The 24,628-nt window shown below is 43.6% G+C and carries 20 protein-coding genes; 15 read left to right on the plus strand and 5 right to left on the minus strand.

The window, feature by feature from the left end; all coding sequences use genetic code 11:
• Positions 1 to 95: 95 nt before the first annotated feature.
• Positions 96 to 770 (plus strand): S-layer homology domain-containing protein, encoded by a 675-nt coding sequence (locus ANSO36C_RS05040; RefSeq protein ID WP_251960252.1) that lies wholly within the window; start codon positions 96 to 98, stop codon positions 768 to 770.
• Between the two features lie 34 nt (positions 771 to 804).
• Here ANSO36C_RS05040 and ANSO36C_RS05045 read toward each other — a convergent pair whose 3' ends face one another.
• The 3 genes from ANSO36C_RS05045 to ANSO36C_RS05055 form a co-directional block, all read right to left on the minus strand.
• Positions 805 to 2,058, minus strand: coding sequence for a hypothetical protein (locus ANSO36C_RS05045; protein WP_251958648.1), 1,254 nt, complete (start codon positions 2,056 to 2,058; stop codon positions 805 to 807).
• 463 nt (positions 2,059 to 2,521) lie between these two features.
• Positions 2,522 to 7,885, minus strand: coding sequence for a translocation/assembly module TamB domain-containing protein (locus ANSO36C_RS05050; RefSeq protein WP_251958649.1), 5,364 nt, complete (start codon positions 7,883 to 7,885; stop codon positions 2,522 to 2,524).
• Between the two features lie 1,311 nt (positions 7,886 to 9,196).
• A complete protein-coding gene (locus ANSO36C_RS05055) occupies positions 9,197 to 9,880 on the minus strand; it encodes a class I SAM-dependent methyltransferase (protein WP_251958650.1) in 684 nt (227 codons plus the stop codon).
• 551 nt (positions 9,881 to 10,431) lie between these two features.
• Here ANSO36C_RS05055 and ANSO36C_RS05060 point away from each other — a divergent pair.
• From ANSO36C_RS05060 to ANSO36C_RS05085, 6 genes are all read left to right on the plus strand, one after another.
• Positions 10,432 to 11,694 (plus strand): efflux RND transporter periplasmic adaptor subunit, encoded by a 1,263-nt coding sequence (locus ANSO36C_RS05060; RefSeq protein WP_251958651.1) that lies wholly within the window; start codon positions 10,432 to 10,434, stop codon positions 11,692 to 11,694.
• 14 nt (positions 11,695 to 11,708) lie between these two features.
• Positions 11,709 to 14,831, plus strand: coding sequence for an efflux RND transporter permease subunit (locus ANSO36C_RS05065; protein WP_251958652.1), 3,123 nt, complete (start codon positions 11,709 to 11,711; stop codon positions 14,829 to 14,831).
• Complete coding sequence (locus ANSO36C_RS05070; protein ID WP_251958653.1) at positions 14,821 to 15,003, plus strand: hypothetical protein; 183 nt, start codon at positions 14,821 to 14,823, stop codon at positions 15,001 to 15,003. Before ANSO36C_RS05065 ends, ANSO36C_RS05070 begins: the two co-directional genes overlap by 11 nt.
• Positions 14,987 to 15,151, plus strand: coding sequence for a hypothetical protein (locus ANSO36C_RS05075; protein WP_251958654.1), 165 nt, complete (start codon positions 14,987 to 14,989; stop codon positions 15,149 to 15,151). Before ANSO36C_RS05070 ends, ANSO36C_RS05075 begins: the two co-directional genes overlap by 17 nt.
• A gap of 360 nt (positions 15,152 to 15,511) precedes the next feature.
• A complete protein-coding gene (locus ANSO36C_RS05080) occupies positions 15,512 to 15,682 on the plus strand; it encodes a hypothetical protein (protein WP_251958655.1) in 171 nt (56 codons plus the stop codon).
• A gap of 232 nt (positions 15,683 to 15,914) precedes the next feature.
• Positions 15,915 to 16,196: a hypothetical protein gene (locus ANSO36C_RS05085; RefSeq protein ID WP_251958656.1), complete on the plus strand. Its 282-nt coding sequence runs from the start codon at positions 15,915 to 15,917 to the stop codon at positions 16,194 to 16,196.
• Here the strand turns inward: ANSO36C_RS05085 and ANSO36C_RS05090 are convergent.
• On the minus strand, positions 16,163 to 16,843 hold the full coding sequence (locus ANSO36C_RS05090; protein WP_251958657.1) for a hypothetical protein: 681 nt from the start codon (positions 16,841 to 16,843) through the stop codon (positions 16,163 to 16,165). The genes ANSO36C_RS05085 and ANSO36C_RS05090 overlap by 34 nt on opposite strands.
• 541 nt (positions 16,844 to 17,384) lie before the next feature.
• Between ANSO36C_RS05090 and ANSO36C_RS05095 the strand changes: the two genes are divergently transcribed.
• The 8 genes from ANSO36C_RS05095 to dnaN all read left to right on the plus strand — a co-directional run bounded on the left by ANSO36C_RS05095 (position 17,385) and on the right by dnaN (position 24,027).
• Positions 17,385 to 18,386 (plus strand): ABC transporter substrate-binding protein, encoded by a 1,002-nt coding sequence (locus ANSO36C_RS05095; RefSeq protein ID WP_251958658.1) that lies wholly within the window; start codon positions 17,385 to 17,387, stop codon positions 18,384 to 18,386.
• Positions 18,387 to 18,447: 61 nt separating this feature from the next.
• Entirely contained in the window at positions 18,448 to 19,992 is a 1,545-nt protein-coding gene (locus tag ANSO36C_RS05100; protein WP_251958659.1) for a sugar ABC transporter ATP-binding protein, read from the plus strand.
• 164 nt (positions 19,993 to 20,156) lie between these two features.
• Entirely contained in the window at positions 20,157 to 21,104 is a 948-nt protein-coding gene (locus ANSO36C_RS05105; protein ID WP_251958660.1) for an ABC transporter permease, read from the plus strand.
• A 135-nt stretch (positions 21,105 to 21,239) separates the two neighbouring features.
• On the plus strand, positions 21,240 to 21,692 hold the full coding sequence (locus ANSO36C_RS05110; RefSeq protein WP_251958661.1) for an ABC transporter permease: 453 nt from the start codon (positions 21,240 to 21,242) through the stop codon (positions 21,690 to 21,692).
• A 22-nt stretch (positions 21,693 to 21,714) separates the two neighbouring features.
• Entirely contained in the window at positions 21,715 to 21,918 is a 204-nt protein-coding gene (locus ANSO36C_RS05115) for an ABC transporter permease subunit (protein ID WP_251958662.1), read from the plus strand.
• Entirely contained in the window at positions 21,903 to 22,106 is a 204-nt protein-coding gene (locus ANSO36C_RS05120) for a hypothetical protein (RefSeq protein ID WP_251958663.1), read from the plus strand. Before ANSO36C_RS05115 ends, ANSO36C_RS05120 begins: the two co-directional genes overlap by 16 nt.
• A gap of 313 nt (positions 22,107 to 22,419) precedes the next feature.
• A complete protein-coding gene (locus ANSO36C_RS05125; RefSeq protein WP_251958664.1) occupies positions 22,420 to 22,602 on the plus strand; it encodes a hypothetical protein in 183 nt (60 codons plus the stop codon).
• A 261-nt stretch (positions 22,603 to 22,863) separates the two neighbouring features.
• The gene (dnaN, locus tag ANSO36C_RS05130; protein WP_251958665.1) at positions 22,864 to 24,027 is read left to right on the plus strand and encodes a DNA polymerase III subunit beta; all 1,164 of its coding nucleotides are present in this window, start codon (positions 22,864 to 22,866) and stop codon (positions 24,025 to 24,027) included.
• Between the two features lie 207 nt (positions 24,028 to 24,234).
• Here dnaN and ANSO36C_RS05135 read toward each other — a convergent pair whose 3' ends face one another.
• A complete protein-coding gene (locus ANSO36C_RS05135) occupies positions 24,235 to 24,543 on the minus strand; it encodes a hypothetical protein (protein WP_251958666.1) in 309 nt (102 codons plus the stop codon).
• Between the last annotated feature and the right edge of the window lie 85 nt (positions 24,544 to 24,628).

Raw genomic sequence — 24,628 nt, forward strand, 5'->3', positions numbered from 1 at the left:
TCATCAACTGAGTTACAGGTTATTAGGAATACCAAATGCGTTAACCTCAGTAACGTAGTTTTTTAAATTCACAGCAGCTAAAAGTGGTTATCATGATGCGTCAGCTTTCAATTACTCTATCTTTATTGGCACTACTACAAAACTTGCCAGCGATCGCTCAAGTCCCAGAATCTACTTCTGGAATCTCATCTGATTATATTCAAAAGGTAACTGCTGCCAAATGGATGACAAACTTTTCTGATGGCAAATTTTACCCAGAAAGGTTACTGAGTAGGGCAGAATTAGCGTCGATTATGGTGAAAGCATTTGGGCTAAATAAAAGAGAAGCTGTTAACAAAGGAAATTTAGCGATTCCAGATGTTCCTCGTTCTCATTGGGCATTTAATGATATACAGACAGTTTTAAAAACTGACATCATGAAAGGCTATCGGGGTAATGAATTTTTCCCTAACCAAAAGGTGACAAGGGCAGAAGCTCTAGCTATTTTCGCTCAGGCTTACGGTGTCTTTCAGTTTCCCGATGATTCTGTGAATGAAATTCTGGCTTCATATCCAGATGCAAAGTCTATCCCAGCTTGGGCTAGAAAAGCGATCGCTACAGTAGCTACTGAGGGATTTCTTAACACAGATGCTCAAGGAAATATTTCTCCATTAAAACCCGTAACCCGTGGAGATATGGCTTATGTACTGAGTAAATATTTACAACGACAACAGCAACAACCCGAAACACCAGAGGTTCCCATTATTCCAAATAGCCCACAATCTCCTTAACTAAAATTTATTCAGTTAAGCGACGTGCTTAAAATCAGTTTTGACCCGGACTTCTATACTTGTCTCGAATCTGCCGCAGATATAAGGAATTTGACTGTGTTGGTTGCTGCAAAATATAATTCCCATAATTAGACTGTGGCTGTTGTGTTGGCTGCTGCAAGCCATAATTTCCATAATTGGACTGTGGGTGTTGTGTTGGCTGCTGCAAGCCATAATTTCCATATCCCACAGGGTTTGTAGGGTTGACAACACCTTGACTCGGACTAGAGTAAGGTACAAGATTATTTGGTGCAGTAGAGGTGAATGGGGGCGTTACTGGTGCTATATTAGGCACTACCTGACCACCATTTAAATTAGTGTAAATAGTGTTGTCAGGATTTTGTGGCAAGTTCGTACCCGTTGACCCACTACCAGGGACTACCTGACCACCATTTAAATTAGTGTAAATAGTATTGTCAGGATTTTGTGGTAAGTTTGTACCCGTTGATGTGTAGCGTCCCCCAGTAGTTAACCCAGTGCTTGGTAGAGACTGACTGGGTAAGCTGTTGATGGGTGGCATTAACGTTGTTCCTGCCTCTGATACTTGACTCGACGCATTTGTTCGAGTTGCAGAACCATTAAAGCTAGACAATTTCTGGTTTGTCGATTGGTTGAGCGCTGATTGCAGAGGGCTGACAGGGAGAGTATTTTGATTCTTGTTAGTTTGATTAGTCAATCCAATACTCAAACTAGAGGATGTTTGTTGACCCTCTGTTGGTTCAGATGCCGCATTTAAGGTTTTAATACCCAGAAACTGGTTATTACTATTAACCGTCCCAGCACGCAATAAATTTTCTGTTTGTACTACAAAGGGATTTTTCATGGCTGGGGAAGTGTCGGTATTAACACCTAAACCAGGATTTAATTTGCTATCACTAGCAGAATTTTGTTTTTTAATTGCATCCTCTAATAAGCCTTTGCTGTTTTTTGCCTCAGTCTTTTCCTGGGGCGTATTTGCAGTTAATGAGAGAGGTGCTTGCTCAAAATCATTAAACAAAGCTGGTAGGTTATCAATATCTGCTGCAATAGCTTTGTTTTCTTCTGAGAGTGAGGAATCAGCAGGCTTTTGTGAAGTGGCTGGGGTTTTTTGCTTAGAAACGAAAATATTGGGGTTTGACCAGTATTCCCAGGTTACTAGTCCGATTACAGATAAAAAAATTGCAGTTACCCAAAAACTAGGTCGCCCTAGATTCAATAACCTGGCTTTGAGATAGCGTAAGTAAGCAGGAGGATAATGACGATTTGGCATGAGATTGGTAATTTAAATTTACTAAAAATTGGTAAAACTTGACAGAATAAACGTTGCTATTTGATGTTTTTAATTGCCTCAGAAGAAAATATCTCAACTGAAGTTCGATGGTAATTTCATCCTAACTTCTCAATAAATTATTGGGCATTAGCAAGTCAAAAATTCACCATTTACTTTTTGAAACTAAATTGTTTAGTAGGAGCAGGGGAGAAAGATGATGAAATTGCTTTGCTAACTGTATAAGAGCTTCTCTAGTCATTATACCCCTTTGCGATCGCGGGGCTACGGTGTCTCAATTTAAGGTAAAAACCTTCCTAGAACCAGCTTGTAGAGATTACCTCTGGCTGGAAACGAAGTTTTAAAAAGGTTTGGGCTGAAGTTGACATATAAAAATAATTTATCCAAAACTATTTTTTGTCAATTCCTTAAATCTATTGCAAAGCTATAACTAAACTGTATTGCTCTAAAATCTGGTTTCATACTGAACTTGGAATTGATTTTCATCCCCCAAATTAGTTGAGCCTCGCATCAAAATTTCATCATTGAGTCGATAAAGCACGTTATAACGGAAAGACTCATCGCTAGAAAGAGGGCGTGATAAAGAGGCAGATAAATTTCTACTGATGTCAAACACACCTTCTGCTGATAAATTCAGAATTGAAGCTGTCGTTTTTTCATTACTAGTGATTGGGGTGGGAAATATCCGAAACTCACTGAAACCAATAGCCTGTCCAATCGCAGTAATAGTTCCTTGCAAACCACCTAAAATGGTAGAACTAGCGAAATTAGTCAGCCCTTGTCCTGCATCTGCTTGACCGAAAGAACCAAGAATCGAGCCACCCAGTAAAGCAACTATTTCTCCCTGGCTACGGTTAGGTTCACTCGTCAGTTCCAGATTTTCGCCCAATTCACTAGCTGGCCCGTTGACCCTGGCTTGAACGCGAACTGTACGTAAAGTTCCAAAGTTAATAGCAGAAACATCGCTGATTTCAGCAGACAATGGTGATTCCAAAATTCGATTATTCGTTGCCGATGCTTCAGGTACAATTGTGAGCAGTCGGACATCCAAAGTAGGGTCAAGTCCTTGACTTGGAATAAACCGCGCAGTGTGTTCGTAGCCCCGTTCCAAGGTGAACTCAGTGGAAAATAAACTTACTCGTCCTCCTGTCAAACGAATGACTCCTTCAGGACGCGGTTTCGCTAATGTACCATTAATGGTCAAGTCGCCTTTTGCATCAAAGCTCAATAGAGGCTGACTCAAGACGGCTGCTCCTGGTATTGAGTCGAGAAAGGATTGACTGGTAACACGAACATCGTCGTCCAGAATTAACCTTAAATCTGCAAACTCTATAGGTAAATTGGGTGGAGTTGCTGTCCTAGTGCTACTTTCTGGTGTAATCACTGGGTTAGGATTACTCTCTGCTGTAGGTGTGACATTAATTTTAAACTCTTCTCTATTTATGACGTTAGCGTTAGCCGCTGCTGTCGCTGCTGATTTTTTCTCACCAGTAGCCGAGTTGCCAATAATCACCTGACCATCACTCAGCTGAACCTCTCCACCAATTACAGGTTTTAGCGCTGTTCCGCGAAGCACAATATCGCCACCAACACCGCCTTCATACAGTCCTGCAATTTCAAAGTTGAGTTTGTCTGCTATTGATACTGTGAGAGGATTTACTACGCCTTGCTGAGGCTGAAGAATCGGGAGGATGCCTGATGCACTTACTTGCCCTTCATTGTAAGTGCCTTGGATACCTTGGACATTCACTGTGTCGCCATTAAATTGCGCTGTCCCTGTGACATTCGTTAGGGGTTCAGATAAAGCTTCAGCGCTAAAAGTTGCATCATTAAGTGTGGCGTTTCCAATGATAATTGGTTGGTCTAAAGTACCTTGAACATTTAAATTTACTTGTCCTCGGCCGTCTACCCAAGCGACTTGATTGTTGGTAAATAGGTTTAATAATGCCAATCCTTCATTTTGCACATTGGCATTGATGCTGATTTGATTGCTATCCGGCTGCACTTCGGCAAAAGGTAACGGAGCAGGGACGCTACCTGTAATGGTAACTGGCTGCGTTCCTGTCACTAGTAAGCTACTATCAAAATTCAATCGAGCATTGTTGTAATCAAAGTTTACTTGTCCTGCTTGTACAGGTTGCTTGTTGAGAGTCGCATTGGCTAATGTCACTTCTCCTCTAGCACTAGGGTCTTGTAAACTACCCCCCAATGTGGCATCGGCATTTATATTACCAGTAATATCTATGGGGTATTGTTCTATAAAAGGCTGTAAAAGCGATAAAGGTAAACTTGCTACATTCAAGTTGCCAGATAGTTGCTCAGTTCCTAACTGTCCCGAAAAAGCCACCAGTCCTTGATTTATGCCAACACTCAACGGCGAAAGTGTGACGATTCCATCGGCAAAATTGCCCTGAGCAACGACTTGATTAATGGAGTAATCTCCCCATTGCCAATTAGCACCTTGAAAATTAAAGCCGACATTTAACCCAGATTTTAATGAGCCATTCGCTGTAATTGCTCCGCTCAAAGTACCCGTTAATTCTGCAAGGGTGGGTAAAGATGCAGTTTCATTTCTCTCTTCTTGCTGTTGTTGTGCTACCAATGCGACAATTTTTGAGAAATATGCTAGCTGGGTGAGCAAATCTGCATCGGGTAAAGTGACAGACTCAGTGTCAAGTACTTCTGCTCCAGCTAAATTTGGTAGTTCCAACCCAGTACCAAAGTCTTGAAAGTCGAAGATATTAAACGTTTGTAAAAGTCTCTGGATTCTGGCTTGGTGAAAATTAGCTTGAAATTGAAATTGCGGGTCATTCCCTGGTTGCACATTGCCACTGAGGGCGATATTGCTATCTCCAATTTGCAATTGACCATTAGATAAGCTAGCAGTACCATCGGCATAATTGATGCTGCCGCGAAATTCATCTGCTGTAATTCTGCCAATCCGAGGCTGGGCGATCGCAACGTCTCCGGCAATGGCATAATTATTCAGATTGACAACTAAATCTCCCGATAGTTGTCCCGCTAGTGGTTGCAATTGATTGTTCGGTAAAAAGCCTCCAATCAGAGCGATGGGAAACTGTTGAGCGTTAATGAGTAAGTTCTCTCCCTCAATTCTACCTGTGGCAACTGCTCCATCGCGTCGAACTAAAAATGAAGTGGGACGATAATCTGCACCCAAATTCAGCGCTATCCTGTCTTGCTGCCCAGCTAATCGCAGACTTGCCCCCTGTCCTCCTTGAAAATTCACGTTTCCAGTTAAAAGCGGGTCAAACGCCAAGTCACTAACCTGGAAATTCCGCAGTCGGATATTGCCAGTAGCTTGCGGAACATCTGGAGTACCTGTAACTTGTCCCTTAAAATCAAGTAACCCCGCTACTTCTACGTCACCAGGAATTTCAAAACCAGTATTTTGTAAGTTGAAATTCTGTGCCAGTACATTTAAATTAAATCCCGCAATTTCCGGTGCGCCAGTTGGTGGAGTTTGAATAGCGATCGTACCATTAGCACTCAATCCTGCGGTACTTGCATTTTCAACGATAATCTGCTGTCCATTCCACTGAAAATGAGCGGTGAGCGGTTGTGCTAGCAGTGCTACCCCTTGGGAAAGGCGGATTTGTCCGGCGGCACGAATATCTGCAAGCTGGAAAGATTCTGTTGTACCTGCTAACTCAATATTACTATTAAGCCGTCCTCGCAGTTGTGGTGAGAAACGGTCAAGTTGAATTTGAGAAGTGTTGACAGTCCCTTGCCAGCGTTGTTGTGCAAGTTGACCTGTAGCTCTGATTGTACCGCCTGCCACGTTAAAAACCGCATTTGGAAAGACGATATTCTCACCTTGTTGAGCAACAACAACTCGTCCGGTTGTGGGATAGGTGGCGGTAGGCGCTTGCACCCGCGCTACTGCTTGCAGATTATTCAGAGTGCCGGAAATATTCGCATTTGCCGATACATTCCCAATGGTAATGCCGGGTGAAGTATTGTAGGCTCGTGCGATCGCATCCCCAGGTAAATTTTGTGCTTGGACATTCAACGCCACCCTCCCTTGGGGTGCAAGCAGAAGTTGGCCGCTAGCTGTTACTTGCCCTCCGACCTCTGGATTTGCTTGAACGCTAGCAATATTGACGTTTAATGGTCTACCTAGAGAGCCAGAAACTTTTGCGTTTGCAGATATACCACCAAGATTCAGGGGAGTTGAAATATTGTAACCTTGAGCGATCGCATTTCCTGGTATACCTTGAGCTTGAATATTTACGCCTACCTGACCTTGAGGAGCCAGTTGAATTTGACCATTGGCTGTAATTTTCCCACCGGTTGGCGGTGTTATCTGAGCATTGGAAATCTCAAGGTTTAAGGGCTGTTTACCAATTGAGCCAGTAATTTGTGCTTTTGCTGAAACATTCCCAATTGCGATCGGTAGATTAACGCCGTAGTTACGTGCTAGTATATCTCCTGACACACCATCAACTTGAGCATTAAAGATTACGTTGTCTTTGGCTCCTATATAAGCTTGACCACTTCCTGTAATTTGACCACCTGCTGCGGGGACTAAATTCAGATTAGAGACGGTAAGTTGAGACGCATTTTCAGATACATTCAAGCGGAAATTAGTGTTGACGGTTTTAAATTGAAGGCGGTCAACTTGAATAGGTTTTGTATTGCTTACCGTACCGCTAACGACTGGTTGCAGAAGTGGGCCGTCTACCTTAATATTTGCTTGGACTTCGCCACTAGCTGGAACTGGCGAATTTACATTCAACGTATCTAAGATATTTTTCGCACTAATAGGTTTTATTTGAGCAGAGACATTAAAACCTGTTTGGGTATTAATTGTTCCATTAGCCAAAATGGGAACTTTGCCAAAGTTCGTATTCAGATTTTCTAAAGCAACTGTTTGATCCTGAAATATAAATCTCCCATTGAAATTAGAAATTGGCTGAGGAATATTTGGAATTTTGGCAGTAATTTGATTAGCTGTAGCCGTTCCCGTAACGGCTATTTCTGACAGTTTGGGTGGAATTTGAACCCCTAAGTCAGCATCTAAACGCCCTGCTTGCAAGGCGATTGGCAACTCAACTAATCTACTAATATCAGAAGCTAGCAAATTTTGTGCTTGTAGCTTGAGGTTAGTTTGTTCAGCTTTTGTTTGTGTTTCACCAGAGATTTTAACTGCACCTCCCCTGGCGAGTTGACCATTGAGGTCATAAGCAATTCGTTGATTTTGATCAAAAAATCGGGCAATACCACCAACTTGATTTAATATGACTGAGCCTTTCGGTCTAGTTGGTGCGGAGGCTGGCGATAACTCTACATTCCCATCTTGAATTTGAAGTGTCTCCAAGTCGGTTTGAATAAAGCCTTGTCCTTCCCCAGCCTTAACTTGGGCTGTTACCCAACGGCCATCTTTATCCTGTTGAATGTAGACATTGGGCTGAACTAACGTGACGTTTAATGCTAGTTTTCGAGTGAAGAGAAGTTCCAAGGGCGAAAACTGTACATCTAAGGCTTTCGCTACCACCTGATCTTGATCTGTGGGGGTTGCTGGTATCGATAGAGAGCTAAATCTTAGACTAGAGAGCGAAAAACGTTCAACATTCCCAACTTTTACTGGACGCCCCAACAATTGCTGAAGATTTTGCTGTACTAATGGCGCTAAATCTTTATATATATAGCTTCTAGCCCACCAAGCACCGAATGCAATTCCAATCAGCAAAACCACACCCACAGCCAAACTAGTACGTCCTAAAAGCAGGAGCCACAGACGAGGATTAGATGGTTCCTGATTGTTTCCTGAATTTGGAGATCGCGTCATGATCGTTACTAGTACCAGTACTTTTTTCTGGAATCGGCTCAGAGACAGGCTAGTAATAGTTGTATCAGCCAGTCACAAGCTGCGGCTTTATATAATATGTTAAGTAACATTTATTACTCAACATTATTAATTTCTTGCCTTTAAATTTGGAGATTTTATTTAGAGTATGGTACTCAATTAGCACTTCCTCAATCTGAGCAGTAATTCTAGCCATTTTCTGCTTCACCCTTTAAAAGGTTGTAGTTATCAAATTAGTTTTTTGACAAATTTTGCCTCCTTTTTTTTAAGTAAATAGGACTTACGCATTGACAGAAAAGCCGAAATGACAGGTATGCTTTTCAAAGCTTTTAGCTAAATTTTTCAACTATCTTTTTGCGATCGCAACTAATAAAGGGTGGTTTGGAAAAGGCTGAAACGACCTATTTACGTTAATACACAAGATCATTCGTTTGTACAGTGCGTAAGTCCTAGTAAAGTATATGATTATTATGTTTTGTCTCACAATATATATATTCTCAGCAACTATCTTTTGTACAAAGAATTGATATCTTAAGATAGATTTTATTTGCTTACAGCTATTTTCAGCTAAATAGACTAACCTATAGGGGCACAAGGTGTTGCGCCTCTACGACAGATGTGGTTCAAATACATGAAAACTGCTGTAAGTATTATTTCTCAGAGTTGAGATAATAAATCATTGAATATTAAACTACTCCATCAGAACTCTTGTATATACAACGCTGGTTAGAAAATTTAACCCTCTATAATCTTACCAAGTAGTGATGACTTTGTTATACTAACTACCCACGCGGCAGATAGAATATGTTTTGCTAAGTAAATGGGCGTAAATAAATACAATATGTTCCGTCATTGCGAGTGAAGCGAAGCAATCCCAGAGACTTTGCGATTGCTTCGCTTCACTCGCAATGACATCTTAATATTTAATCATGCCTACCTACTTATGAAGCTATGAAAGCAATTGTATAGAAAAGCGATCGCAGTTCCGTAGGAGCGATCGCCATGATTAATCCCTAACCACAGGGATTGATTATGCCAATTATATTTGTTGCAATACTTTAATGGTTGCAGTGCTAGCCCCCTCATCCCAAAACTCTGAACATAAAAAGTAGGTAATTGCTCTACTTAGCCACAAGTGAGCAATCACCTTAATAAATGAGTGTTTTTACGTTTTCACTCGTAAATGCAAACTACAACGAGTATGTTACCAGCTTCACCGGACAAAAATGCATTTATCTGCAAGAATACTACTTATTGACGAATTTAACACTAAATGATCTCTCTACCGGAGTACTAGCCGAAGCTCAAATGATATTCAATCCGCACATGCTTAACCTCAAGAAGCTCAGATTCTAAAAACTCAAGTTTTTCTACTTGCTGTAATCCCAAACTTTCAAACTGCTTGAGTTCCGAGTCTGATAATGGCCAAGGTGGGCCGGAGGGTTCAGCTTCTGTATCTCGAATACGAGTAATTAGTAAAAGTGTACCACCAGGAGCAACGACAGAGGCAACTGAAGAAATAACCCAAGAACGCACATTCAACGGCAGAGATTGAATATTACGACATTCAAAAACAAAGTCAAACCCAAGATGCCACTGTGGGGGAATTGCTAACAAATCTGCAACTACATAGTTAACAGTCGAATTAGGAAATCGCTGCTTACACCAAGCAACAGCCGTGGGGGAAATATCAAAAGCAGTTACCTCAAATCCCAGATTAGCTAAAGCTTGTGCATCATCTCCCAAGCCACAACCAATAACTAGCGCTTTCTTTCCAGAAGCGAACGGTTGATGATTCGTTAACCAATCTTGTAGATAAGGGTGAGGAGCTAATTTTGCCCAAGGAATTAGTTTTGCATCACCTTGAGCTTCGGCATATAAAACTTCAAACCATGCCGATGGTTCTGATTTTTGTAAAGCTTCAGTAGCTAACTGTTTAGCATGAAGTTGTATATTTTCTCTTTGTTGTTCAAACATAAAAACTGACATTAATAACAATTTTGGGAAACTTCGGAATATCCTAATTATTATAGATATTGCGCTATAACTAAGCTGAGAGCGAGAGCAATTATACTAGCAAAAAATAGTTTGGTAATTTTCACTGCAAAACTTTTGTATTTTTTTATACATACTATTTAGGCTTCCTTATTTACATCTAGACTTCAGCAAGCTTACTCCCACCAGACTGGAATGGTTGGAGGTGATTTTCCTTCTCAACATGAAAATAAAAAGTCAGATACTTATGATTTTCAAAAACCTTTGATATCTACCCTACAAACTTAATTATCTCTATCTTTGGTATTTTTTTTAATTCCTCAAACTCACATAGTATTAATCCAGAGATTTTTAAAGATGAGTTTGTTTGAGGTTAAGCCGCGATTCAGATGAAAGATGCATTTAACGATCAATATCTAGATTCCTAGAAAATCTACTGCCTTAAAGCTGGTGTTATTAAGCTTTCTCATTCCCTTGGCTTGAGATGGAAAAGTTATGCAGTGTATAGATTTAGCTGATCAGCATTTTGTTTTATGTTAAAACGTGATTATCTACTTAAATACTTAAACCGATTAGTCGCAAATCCAGTATTAGTTATCGTACTAATGGTCACAGCTTTGACGAGTGGTTGTCAAAAAAACGAGCCGGCAGCAAATGCTCAAAACCCGCCACCATTACCAGTGAAACTTCAGAGAATTGACGCAGGTACAATCGAAGAAAGTTCCGAGTTTGTTGGATCGTTGGAGGCGCAGCAAAAAGTTACGCTACAACCCCAAACCCAGGGACGAATCGAATCAATTCTCGTTTCGAGTGGACAGAGGGTGCAGCAGGGTACGCCGATCGCATCTTTGAGTTTAGATCAGGCTCAAGCTAATGTCACCAGTGCGATCGCAGCTGCTAATTCGGTGCAAGCAGCATTGGCTACTGCTCAAGCAGAGCAACAACAAGCCGAAGCCCAACGCACCAAAGCAGCTGCAAATGTTCAACTGCAACGGACACAGTTCAATCGTACCCAAGAGTTAGTTACAGAAGGAGCCGTAGCTAGGCAAGAATCAGACATTGGCCGAAATAATTTACAAACTGCTCAAGCAGACCTCCAAACAGCCGAAAAGCAAGTTGCAGCAGCTAGGGCAGCCGTTCGGCAAGCACAGGCAAATATCCGCCAAGCTCAAGCAAGCACGGCTGCCGCGCGAGTCAGCCTCAATTTTAAGCAAGTGGTAGCACCCATTACTGGCGTAGTCGGTGAATTTCCGGTCAAGGTTGGAGATTATGTCAACATCGGACAAACAATCACCACACTTACACAAAACGATTCACTGGATCTCAATCTTTCTATACCCTCAAATCGATTGCCCCAATTAAGAACGAACTTACCCGTGCAGTTAATCGATCCCACTACCCAGCAAGTGCTTGGTACAGGTGCGATTAGCTACATTTCTCCAAATGTAAGTTCTAATCAACAGTCAGTTTTGAGCAAAGCCCGTTTTCGGAATTCCCAAGGGCGATTGCGCGATGGGCAATACGTTCAAGCTCGCGTGATTTGGAATCGACAACCAGGTATCTTGATTCCCACCGTTGCAATTTCTCGCATTGGTGGACAAAGTTTTGTGTTTGTCACCGAAAACAAAACTGTAAATGGACAACAACAGCAAGTTGTGCATCAGCGTTTAGTGCGTCTGGGAGATATTCAAGGCACAAATTATCAAGTTATCGATGGGCTTAAATCCGGCGAAACGATTGTAACTTCTGGCATTCTCAAACTTAGAGAAGGCGCACCAATTCAACCAGTATCATAAATCCAGGATAATTTATGATTTTTTCGATCGCGAATACCTTCATCAAACGCCCGATATTAACTACCGTTTGTACCCTACTAATTCTGCTTGTTGGTGGCGTGTGTATTCCATTGCTACCGCTCAATTACTTGCCAGATATTGCGCCGATTCGCGTTCAAGTCTCAGCTTCTTATACTGGGGCGGATGTGGAAACTGTCGAAACTGCGGTAACAACTACACTGGAGCGACAAATTAACGGCGTTGAGGGATTGCAGTACATGACCTCAAACAGTTCAGCAGGTAGTAGCCAAATCTCAGTATATTTCGGGGCACAAACGGATAAAGATATTGCTCAAGTGAATGTCCAAAATCGCCTCGCCCGCGCTACGCCTCGTCTACCGACAACTGTGCAACAATTCGGTGTGACGGCGCAAACATCTTCTACTAGTATTTTGTTAGTGTATGCTCTTTATCCAGAAAATAATGAGTATGACGCGCTGTTTATTAGTAACTATATTGATCTGAATTTGCGAGATCAACTGCTGAGAACGCCGGGAGTTGGGGATTTAACAATTTTTGGTGAAAAGCAGTATGCAATGCGGCTATGGCTTGATCCAAATGCACTGGCAAGTCGAGGCTTAACTATGTCAGATGTCTCTACGGCATTGCGATCGCAAAACATTCTCGCCGGAGCCGGAACATTAGGCCAATCGCCTGTTCCTCCAGGTCAAAGTTATGAAATTCCGTTGCGAGTCAATGGTCAATTTAAAAATGCGTCAGATTTTGAAAATTTAGTCATTCAAACGGGAAGTAATGGCAGTTTAATTAGGCTCCAAGATGTAGGTCGTGCAGAACTCGGCTCGGAGACTTACACCAGCAATGCCAGAAATAATGGTAAACCGTCCATTGGGATCGCAATTTATCAGTTACCTGGTAGTAACGCCCTGGATGTGGCGAGAAACGTTCAGGCTCAGATGGATGAGTTGATGAAAGACTTTCCACCGGGTTTAAAATCTGAGATTGTCTACGATACCGTGGGATTTGTGCAAGCGTCACTCGAAGAAGTATTGAAAACACTAGTTGAAGCGATCGCTCTTGTCGTACTAGTGATTTTTCTGTTTCTGCAAAACTGGCGAGCCACAATTATTCCCCTGGTTTCCATTCCTGTTTCACTGATTGGGGCGTTAGCATTCGCTTACGTGTTTGGATTCTCGTTGAATAATTTAACGTTATTTGGTTTAATTTTGGCAACAGGATTAGTTGTAGATGATGCCATTATCGTTGTTGAAGCGATCGCCAGCAAAGTTGAACAGGGAATGCGACCACTTCAAGCATCAGTCGAGGCAATGGATGAACTTACCGGAGCGGTAGTTTCAACGTCGCTGGTATTGATGGCAGTTTTTATCCCGGTGGCATTTTTCCCAGGCTCGACAGGAAAAATGTATCAACAGTTCGCGTTGATCATTGCTTTTTCAATCGCCATCTCAACGTTTAATGCCCTTTCCTTTAGTCCGAGTATAGCGGCAATTTTGCTCCGTCCGCCTCGCCCTGCACGCGGCCCGCTTGGTTGGTTTTTTGGTCGTTTCAATCAAATTTTACAATGGATTATTGAAAAGAATTTAGCGACGGTGAATTTTCTGATTCGCGTTCGTTATGTGGTAATCGGATTATTTGTGGTTGGTTTAGCTGCAACTTATTTTATGTTTACCCATGTTCCCACCGGCTTTGTTCCGAATGAAGACCAGGGAATTGTCTTAGGTATTATTCAAGCACCAGATGGAGTTGCCCTCAACTATACCGATCAAGTAATTACAAAACTCGAACAAATTCTCGAAAAAGAACCAGAGGTGAGTAACGTTTTTGCCACTTCGGGATTTGGTTTTGCCGGTAGTGGCTCAAATCGCGGCGTGTTCTTTGCAAAACTCAAGCCGTGGGAGGAACGCACTCAACCCGATCAAAGCGCCTCTGCAATCTTAGCCCGAATAAATGGGGCATTTGCAACGATTCCAGAAGCTATTATCACCGCAGTCAGTCCCCCGCCGATTCAAGGCTTTAGTACCTTAGGGGGATTTGAGTTACAGCTAGAAGACCGTACCAACGGAAGACTGACAATCAATGATTTTTTTGCTAATGCTCAAGCGGTGATTGCCCAAGCAAATCAAAAACCGGCGCTCAAAGGCGGCGTTTTTACCCAATTTACTGCCAGTACACCACAGTTTCAAATTGACTTCGATCGCACTCGTTTAGAAGCACTTAACATCGATTTTCAACAAGCCGTCACCACACTTTCAACGGCAATTGGTTCGCAGTATGTCAACGATTTTACCTTGGGACAGCGTACCTACCGCGTATATGTTCAGGCAGATGCTAATTATCGGCGATCGCCAGATGATATTCGGCAGCTTTATGTGCGATCGGCAAATAACCAAATGGTGCGATTGAGTGAGGTTGCAAAAATCACACCCACTACAGGCCCATCTGTCATCTCCCATTACAACGGCTTTCGCGCCATCAGTTTACAAGGTAGAGAAGCGTCGGGCTTTAGTAGTGGACAGGCGATTCAGGCAATGCAGCAAGCGGTGAGTGAAGCAGCAATACAGGGGGTTGGCAGTGACTGGATTGGCACTGCCCGCGAAGAATTAAGTGCAGGTAACTTAGGGATTTTGATTTTTGGCTTCGGAATCATTATGGTGTTTCTGACACTGGCTGCTCAGTATGAAAGTTATATTGATCCGGCGATTATTCTGTTGACTGTACCGTTAGCGTTGTTAGGTGCGTTGAGTGCCTTAGCTTTGCGCGGTTTAGTGAATGATGTCTACGCAAACGTAGCGTTAGTAATGCTGATTGGATTAGCATCAAAAAACGCCATTTTGATAGTAGAGTTTGCCAATCAAGCCCTTGAACAAGGTATGACAATTCGACAAGCAGCCGTAACCGCAGCACAAGAACGGTTCCGACCGATTGTCATGACTTCAAGCGCCTCCTTGCTGGGATTTTTCCCCCTAGTAATCGCCACCGGAGCCGGTTCTGCATCGCGCTGGTCGTTAGGAACAGCCTTATTTGGTGGGCTACTCGTGGTCGACAATCTTGAGTTTGCTGATTGTTCCAGTGCTGTATGTAATCATCAAGAATTTGGAAGAACGCTTCTTGAAGAATAAACCTACTAATCGTTCCCAACCGCCATCGCCAGATGGAAACGAAGATGGACAATCAAGAGCGATGCCAACTCCAGTTGAAGACGGTGCGCAAACGACGAATGCTCATCAACATTCATCTGTAATTGTCAGGCAAAATGCTGATGATAACAGACGTAATGATTCGAGTAATTGACACTCTCAGCGCTGTTCGCGCTTGCGTCTCCCTTTGGGAGAAGCGACTGAGATTCTTAGTTCATGGACGCGCCTTAAAATCAACTATCCTTTCGGCAATACTTAAACCGGAAGCCCGTTTATACAACCAAGCATCTAGTTTAATTTAGCTAACCCCAGTGGGCTTCATCTCCCTAAGCGTTAGAGAATAAATTCTCTAGTTCCAGTATGCCCTACCGTACTTTAATCAATTAATAGTTTTGTTTACTGGAATGAATGCTCGTTGGCATCCTAGCTTTTTTTATCGTGGTATAACGCTTGCCACTATCCATTATTTTTTCCTAGCCAGTCGTTTTGGGGTTGGTTATCCATTTGTGCTAGCGGTTATTCTACCTGTGGCATAGCTATATTTTACCATCCCACGGACTAGAAATTAATTCTGAATGCGGTTAAAACCGCACGAGTCGCTTATATCTCAGGTCTAAAGACACGCTCGCTTTACGCCTACCGACTAACTTGTAAAAAAGGATGTGAACAGCATCGACTTGCATTGTGAACGCATTGGCTTGCATTGTGAACGCATCGACTTGCATTGTGAATGCATTGGCTTGCATTGTGAACGCATCAACTTGCATTGTGAATGCATCGACTTGCATTGTGAACGCATCGACTTGCATTGTGAACGCATTGGCTTGCATTAAAAACGCTACGCTTTTACCCAAAACTGTACTTAGAAAGCTAGTTCTCTGTTTGATAAAACCGCCCTGCCTCCTTGCTTGCGGGGAGGGCGTTAGAGGTAGGGTTGAGTACCTACTCACCCAGAACCGCTATATTACAAGAGGTAAAGATTAAACCGTAACTTTGGGAACCACTGAGACAATATAGGGTATGTTCTGATAATTTAGCAAAGTTATAAGCATTGGAGCGAAGCAAATGAACGCTAAATTAATCGCTTTTTCTGGCTTTGTCACAGCATTTGTAGGTGCAGGAATTGGTTTTATTACTGCTAGTTTGCTTCCTTGCCCTTACACGAGTCAAATGTATAAAGATTTAGAGCAAAAATACGCAATCGTTGGTGCAGTTGCTGGCTTGCTGATTGGTTCTAGTCAAGAAATGATTCGAGAACTTAAGCAAGAGCGAGATGCGGAAGAAGACTTGCTACGAGATTTCAACATAGCTATTCACTCAAGTACAGATAAAAAAGATTTATCATAACAGTTTTTTGATAATCTGCGTCGACGATTCAATATAAAAAAACCAATCACTCCCATAGAAAGGAGTCCTGTTATCTGATTTGCCTCTGGGACTGTTTGAAATGTTTGAATTGAACCTGAAATTAAAGGCAAACCTGTTACAGGAGCAGTGATGTCTGGGTTGCCGAGTGTAAGACTTTCTAAAAGCCGGAGCGTTCCAGTAGCACCGCTAAATCTGCCAGTGCCACCAGTAATAGATATAGTATTATTCACACTTCCCACAGAATTGGGGAAATCAAGTACAGCGCTACCACTAACAATTCCAAAGAGTCTATCTTCTCCTTCATCAGAAATTGCAAAATTGCCAGATGGTAAGTTGTCTAAACCAAACTCTGCTGGGTCTGAGTCAATGACAATTACACCTGTATTTGAGTTAAATTCCCCATAGCCTATATTTGTGAGTTTCGTTAGACCATAAGCTGCATCAACGTTCTCTCCAACGCTTGTTATTCTTAAAATATTTTCTGTAATGGGCGTAAGGGTAGTTTGTGCATTGTAAGTGGTTGAAAATGGATATTGTGTTTGTGCAATTGCACTTTGTAAATTTGCTCCAAAACCTATTACAGTCAACCCTATCGTTACAAACCATTTAGTGGATGAGTAAAACATAATTTACCTGAGTTTTAGTCAAAAGATGAAATGGTATTGAAGAAGAATTCAGAAGTCAGAATTCAGGAGTCAGAATAAATTAGTGGGGGATTCAGACCCACCACTGATAGCGACGCGGAAAGCGAGTCAGACGCTCCTGCGTCGCTAACGCTACGCTATCCACCACTCGTACAGAATTCATACTGAATTCTGACTCCTTACTCCTGAATTCTGTTTAGATAAAATTGCACATTAACTTGAATACCAAAATTAATAATATCAGGTTCGGTTAAACACTTATAGGACTTACGCACGCTCTACGAATTCTTGGCGTTCTTCTCTAACGAGACGTTGCGCGATGGCGTCTTCTCTGCGAGACGCTTCGCGTTGGCGGAAGCCTCTTGTAGAGAAGGCTGTTCGATAAATTAAGCTTTTCGGCGATTTTTGCGTAAGTCCTGACTTATAATATCTGTCGTTGGGTTGAGGAACGAAACCCAACGTTTTATCCTTATAGTCTTTGTTTTGAGATTAGCTCAATGTAGCGTTCAGACATGATGAGGTTATGAAGAATCAAACCTGTTTTGGATGCTCAGGTATCGGAGCCTATATGCCAAAGTTCTTGTTATTTAGCGCTTACATTGTGATTACTGTTGCGGCTTTTTCGCTGTCTGGTTGTGTGCGCGAGAAAACGAAAAAAATTGTCGGATTTTCGCAAACGGAAAACATCGGGCCGTGGCGCATTGCCGAAACAAACAGCATTAAGGAGGAGGCCGCCAAGCGTAAAAAAACTTATGATTTTCTGATGACAGATGCCCAGGGGCAAACATCAAAGCAATTTGCCGACATTGAGGATCTAATCGCACGACAAGTTGATGTCATATTTCTTGCACCACGAGAGTATGAAGGTCTTACACCCGCCCTCGAAGCAGCGAGGGCGGCAAAAATACCAGTTTTTCTCATCGACCGTGAAGCGGCAGGAAAACCAGGCGAACATTTCGTTAGCTTTCTGGGGTCGGATTTTATCGCCCAAGGCCGCCGCGTTGGCGAATGGCTAGCCCAGGCAACCGACGGCAAAGCATCCATTGTGGAACTTACTGGAACAGCGGGTTCATCTGTGGCAATTGATCGGGCTAAGGGGTTTCGTGATGCGATCGCCAATTATCCCAACATGAAGATCGTCGCTACGCAAACGGCAGATTTTTCACGGGCTGCGGCCCAGAGGGTAATGGAAAACATCATCCAGGCTAAGGGTTCCGACATCACCGCAGTGTATGCTCACAACGACGAAATGGCATTAGGTGCTATCCAAGCTCTCAAATCCGCAGGTATGAAGCCAGGCAAGGATGTAATAGTCGGTTCAATCGATGGCCAGAAAGCCGCACTTGAGGCGATTATCCGGGGTGAGCTTGGCGTGAGTGTCGAGTCAAACCCGCGTTTTGGCACACTTGTTTTCGCCACGATGGAGGAGTATTTTGCCGGCAAGAAAATTCCGACTAGGATTATTCTCAAGGATAGACTCTTCGACGTGACCAACGCTAAAGATTTCGTAGATGAAGCATACTAATTCGTAATTCGTAATTCGTAATTCGTAATTCGTAATTAAGAAGGTCAGATAGGTAAAGCCGATGAATCAGGCGACTCGAAATGTCCTGTGCATGACGGGGATAAAAAAAAGTTTTTCCGGCGTGCCAGCGCTCTGGGGGGTGGATTTTGAACTGAGGCCAGGCGAGATTCATGCGCTGGTCGGAGAAAATGGCGCTGGCAAATCGACGCTCATCAAGATTATGACGGGGGCTTATCGACGAGATTCGGGTGTGATAGAGTACGACCAGAAAAGCGTTGCATTTTTGAACCCGACCGAAGCGCAGGCGGCAGGCATCGTCGCCGTCTACCAAGAGATCCAGCTTGTGGATTTCCGAACTGTTGCCGAGAATATTTTTCTTGGCAGGGAGCCGCATCGCTTCGGCATCATTGATAGACGGGTCATGAATACTAGGGCGGCGGATATCTTGGAGCGCCTGGGGTTGCAGATAGATCCGCGCTCAGTGGTTGGTTCGCTTAATATTGCTCATCGCCAGATGGTGGCGATCGCTCGCGCCATATCCTTTGGGGCGCGGGTGCTTATCCTCGATGAACCCACAAGTTCGCTGACGGAAACTGAAGTCTCTGTTCTTTTTAACGTCATGCGGCGGCTAAAGTCGGAAGGAACATCCATCGTCTACGTCAGCCACCGTTTTGAAGAACTTTACGCCGTGTGCGATCGCGTGACGGTATTGCGTGATGGACGTAACATTGTGACGCGATCGCTGTCTACGCTCAATCGTCTGGAACTCGTTTGCTATATGCTGGGTCGCCAGCCAGAAGAAGTAAGCAAAGGAGTCACGGCGTTTAGAGAACAGTCGCAAAACATCCTAGATCGGCCAGTACTCCTCCAGGCAGAAGCTCTCAAATATAAAAAACGACTTGATGGTGTCTCCATTGAAATGCGGCATGGCGAAATCGTCGGGCTTGCAGGTTTGCTCGGCTCTGGTCGAAGTGAAACGGTGCGTGCCTTGTTCGGCGCTGAACCGCTTGAGAGTGGAACCGTAAAACTCGAAGGTAGTCTTTTATCCTTGCGCGATCCTCATGATGCGATCGCTGCTGGCATAGCTTTCCTTTCAGAGGATCGCAAGGCGGACGGCATCATCCCTGAGCTTTCGGTACGCGAAAACCTCACGCTTGCTGCACTACCGAACCTGACGCAATGGGGCATCGTTTCCAGGAAACAACAGAACGAGCTTGTCGAGCGTTTCATGCGGCGTCTTGACATCAAGGCAGCCAGCGCCGAGCAGAAGATCCACGAACTCTCAGGCGGCAATCAGCAAAAGGTACTTTTGGCGCGATGGCTGTGCAAGAATACAAAACTTCTTCTCCTCGATGAGCCAACTCGCGGTATCGATGTTGGTGCAAAGCGCGAGATCCAGCAGTTGATCGCCGAACTAGCAGAGCAAGGGTTAGGAGTTGTGATGATTTCATCGGAAGTGGAAGAGCTAGTTGAAGGTTCGCAACGTGTTATCGTCCTACGTGACGGGCAATCAATCGCGGAACTCAGTGGCGAACAGAAGAATATAAAGACAATTTTGCACGCAATGGCGGAAGGTGCAGATCGTCAAGAAGCCGTCGGTAAATAGTTAGAAACAGAGCAGGACACAATACTTGTCGGGTTTTGGAGGAAAGGGGAAAAACCTTATATATCAATACGGTTTAGTTAAGGCTTAACTCGTTATCAAATTCCATTTTTTTAACGAACCGCAAAGGACGCAAAGGACGCAAAGCAAGAGAAGGAAGACAAACAATGAAGAGTAAGAAGCCTGATCTGGGTTGGGGAACCCTGTGGAACCCGAACTTCGGTGCATTTGCGGCACTGCTAATTCTCTATGTTGCGAACGCCGTCTTCACTCCGCGTTTCGCTACAGTTAGCAACACTTTAAATATGTTGCTCCAAGTATCCACAACAATGTTAGTTGCCGTTGGGATGACCTTTGTCATTGCCTCCCGTGGCATCGACCTCACGGTTGGCTCTACTATGGCATTGGTTTCAGTCATTGTGGCATTGCTAATTAAGTATGGGATGACTGTTGCCATCTTGTTCGCCTTGAGCGGTGCTTTGCTGGTTGGTCTGCTCAATGGCTTTTTGATCTCACGTCTGAAACTTGATGCCTTGATTACCACCTTAGCGGCTCTCATCTTATGGCGGGGAATTGCTCAGGTTGTCGGGGATGGTAAGCTAGTTCCCTTTACTCATCCCACATTTGAAGCGCTGGGAAAGGGCTATCTCGGTTCTATCCCAATTCAGGTTGTGATTGCGGGAGTCGTTATTGTAGCAGCTTTCTTCTGTATCCGCTCTACGCTTTTTGGGCGTCATATCGTTGCAGTTGGCGGCAACGAGGAGGCCGCAAGACTTGCGGGTATCCGTGCGGAGCGGGTGAAATATATAGTTTATATAATTAGCGCCCTGCTTGCCGGGTTTGCCGGACTCGTCGAGACAGCGAGGCTTGGCATGGGCGATCCGAGCAAGGTTGGTATCAACGCAGAATTTGATGCGATCGCGGCTGTTGTTGTTGGCGGCACACCTTTCTCTGGTGGTCGTGCAAATATACTTGGCACTGTTGTCGGAGCCTTGCTCATGCAAGTAATCTCTACAAGTTTCAATATGCTCCTGATTCCGTTTACTTGGTCATTAGTTTTCAAATCCGTAATCATTCTTTTCGCCATCTTTTTGCAGCGTCCTAAGGAGATTTAACGCGTCATGGCTGTTACAAAGTCTCTTGCCAAGTTTCTCACCTCGCAAGGTCTGCTGCTCATACTCTTTAGTTTGGCTGTTTTCGCATCGTTTCGCTATGAAACCTTCCTGACACCCCTTAATCTGATGAACATCATGCGACAGAATAGTATGCTGGCGATCGTGGCGCTGGGCATGACTGTGGTGATTCTCAGTGGAGGAATCGATCTGTCTGTGGGTGCGCTCGTTGCTTTAGGCGGTGTTGTCGCAGCAATGCTTGCTGGACAAGGAAGCTTCGTGGCAATTATCGGTGGCATTGCCAGCACCACGTTGCTTGGTGTAGTCAATGGTCTTCTGGTGTCTCGTGCGCGGCTCCAACCGTTCGTTGTGACGTTATTTACTGCCAGTGCTGCACGCGGACTGGCGTTGAGCATCACCGAGGAGAGGTCAATTGCCGTACCATCGGCAGCATCGGGACTTGTTTGGCTGGGCAGGGGGTTCATTGGTTCCATCCCTGTCCCCGTGCTTATAGTTGCCCTCTTATATTTTGCGACTTGGTTTATGCTGCACAGAAGCCGATTAGGTTTGCATACGTTTCGCTATCGGTAATAACGAGGAAGCCTCCCGGCTCATGGGCGTGAACCCAAACGGAGTGAAACTCTTAGTTTATACATTTAGTGGTCTGCTTTCAGGGCTTGCTGGTGTCGTTCTCGCCGTTCGTTTAGGGGCGGGTCAGCCTGTGGCGGCCTTTGGCTGGGAACGGATGCGATCGCCGCAACCGTTATGGGAGGAACCTTTCTCGCAGGGGGTCAGGGAAGCGTGTTTCCGACGCTAGCTGGTGTACTTTTGCTAGGAATGATGTACAATCTCTTAAATCTTGAGGGAACCATTACACCTTGGTGGCAGCTTGTACTCCGTGGTGGCTTCTTACTTTTGGGGTCGTGCTTTTTCAGCAGCGTATCGTCCAAAGGGACTGATGTCAATAAACCGAAAACTTTTAAAGTTGAGGAGAGCGATCGCTGATTTGCTATATATTTTCTAGTAAATTACTAGCCAGTTGTAGCGGAGCGATGACCAAGCGCTTTTCGTTGCTTGAGGAGTTATTCTAAAGCGTTGGGTCAACAACTGGCGATTTGTGGTTGTTCTGTTCTGTTGATATCTTAATTTAAACGGCAATTCAGAGAGTTGTGATGCCAAATTGCCAGAACCTTTAAACTATTCGTTAAGCACGTCCAATAATGGTCGGTTGTCACACACACCAGTCTGATTATTATTAGTCACAATGTAGTAGTGCAATATATTGCACTGTTACAAAAGCTAAATACAGAGGTAAACTATGTTTCCTTTTTGGGGTAATGTTTGTTATGGAAGCGAACCCATTTCGCACAAAGCTAGCTTAGAGCGGAAACTAAAATTCTTAATTTGGATGCGAGATGATTTAGAATCCAAACTAGCTGGCATTAATGCTTCTATTGATACCATTCGGCAGCAAATAGAACGCTCAGACTCAGCTGTTTAGAACTTAGTTCTTGCAGACACTTGTACTTAACCGATTGTAACTTCTTTGTGACTGGGCGCTGTAAATTGGCTGCACCTAGTATTGTAGGTCTTTGTGCAGCGCTCTGTCACAAAATAGGCAGTCCTAGCCCATTATGCTGCTAACCCTCAATATTTAACAGTAATACCTACGGGAGGCTACATCTACGCACTAACCAAAAAACAGCGATCGCCTATAAACAATAAGGATGTTACGATATCTTTCACCAGCTGAATCTGATTTATGAAATTAGTTTGCTCCCAAAGCGATCTCAGTACAAATCTCTCACTCGTTAGTCGTGCAGTACCTTCACGACCAACTCATCCAGTACTTGCCAATGTGCTGCTCCAAGCGGATGCTGAAACTAACCAAGTAAGCTTAACAGCCTTTGATCTTAGCTTAGGAATCCGTACCAGCTTTAACGCAGAGGTATGGCAAAGTGGTGCGATCGCACTTCCTGCTAAGTTACTTGTAGACATCACCTCTCGTCTTCCAGAAGGCGAAATCACTCTAGACGATGAATCAGCCCTCACAGGTGCAACACCAGGTGGAGAAGGTTTAATTGTCACACTCACACCCAAGAGTGGACATTACCAAGTACGAGCAATGGGGCCTGAAGAATTTCCCGAACTACCAGTAATTGAAAATACAGAAGTAATCCATCTCACCACTGCTGCATTAATTGAGGGATTACGCGGTTCATTGTTTGCTACAAGTGGTGATGAAACCAAGCAAGTACTCACGGGAGTGCATTTAACAGTTAAACAAGATACCCTAGAATTTGCAGCTACCGACGGACATCGCCTAGCAGTGGTAGAAACTAGCAACGAACGTCCTCTAGGTGGAACTAGTCAAGTAGAAGTGACAGTACCAGCTAGAGCATTACGCGAACTACAACGAATGCTAGCTCATAGCGCTTCATCAGATGAACCTGTAGCTTTATATTTCGATCAAGGTCAAGTTGTATTTGCATGGCAAAATCAACGCTTGACTAGTCGGACATTAGAAGGGCAATATCCTGCTTATCGACAATTAATTCCGCGTCAATTTGAGCGGCAAGTGACAATTGAACGGCGACAATTCGTCAGCACTTTGGAGCGGATTGCTGTGCTAGCGGATCAGAAAAATAATATTGTCAAGGTGAGTATTGACAGCGATGCCCAAGAAATTACCTTATCTTGTGAAGCTCAAGATGTGGGCAGTGGTAGAGAGTCAATGCCGGCACAAATTTCTGGGGAGAATATAGAAATTGCTTTTAACATTAAATATTTGATGGAAGGACTCAAAGAGTTACCATCTACGGAAATTCAAATGCATTTGAATCAAAGCCTAACTCCAGTGATTTTTACACCATTGGGTGGTTTGAAAATGACCTATTTAGCTATGCCGGTGCAACTTAGAAGTTAAACCAATTCGCAATTCGGCAATTCGCAATTCGCAATTACGTGTTGTAACGGGGATTTAGACCCCGCCACTACACTTGCGGCTTGATAGAACCCGGGGATTTAAACCCCTACACTTTGTTAAAAAGAATTGTAGGGTAGCACATCTTTGCTACCCTACAGCGTATTTTTGTTTTCACAGCAGATATGCATATATATTAAGTAATCCATATCAGATTAACTTGTCCCCCTTCATCCCCATACGTACTATATATTCATGTCCATCATCAGCAAAACTCAGCTTCCACAAATAGGTCTGAGTTTCTCCTTGTTTGAGATGACCGAAGTAAGTAGTTGTATAGCCCTCAGACATACGGGGAATTAGTGAGGAACTAACTTGGTCAAAATTTTCTTTGGTTATATCAACTCTGTAGTCTGAATCACCTACTGTAAGAAAAAGATCGTAATTTCCTGTAGCCGTGGCATCCAAGATAGTCTGCAAACAACTAATGACGTTTTCAGAGGGATTCATCGAATTCATAATCATGTATCCTCCTAAGCGTTAAACCTTAGTCAAGCATAAATCAGCTTCTAGCTATCTATCATTTATCAATCTACTATGCTTT

This window comes from Nostoc cf. commune SO-36 (genome assembly GCF_023734775.1).
GTDB lineage: Bacteria > Cyanobacteriota > Cyanobacteriia > Cyanobacteriales > Nostocaceae > Nostoc > Nostoc commune_A.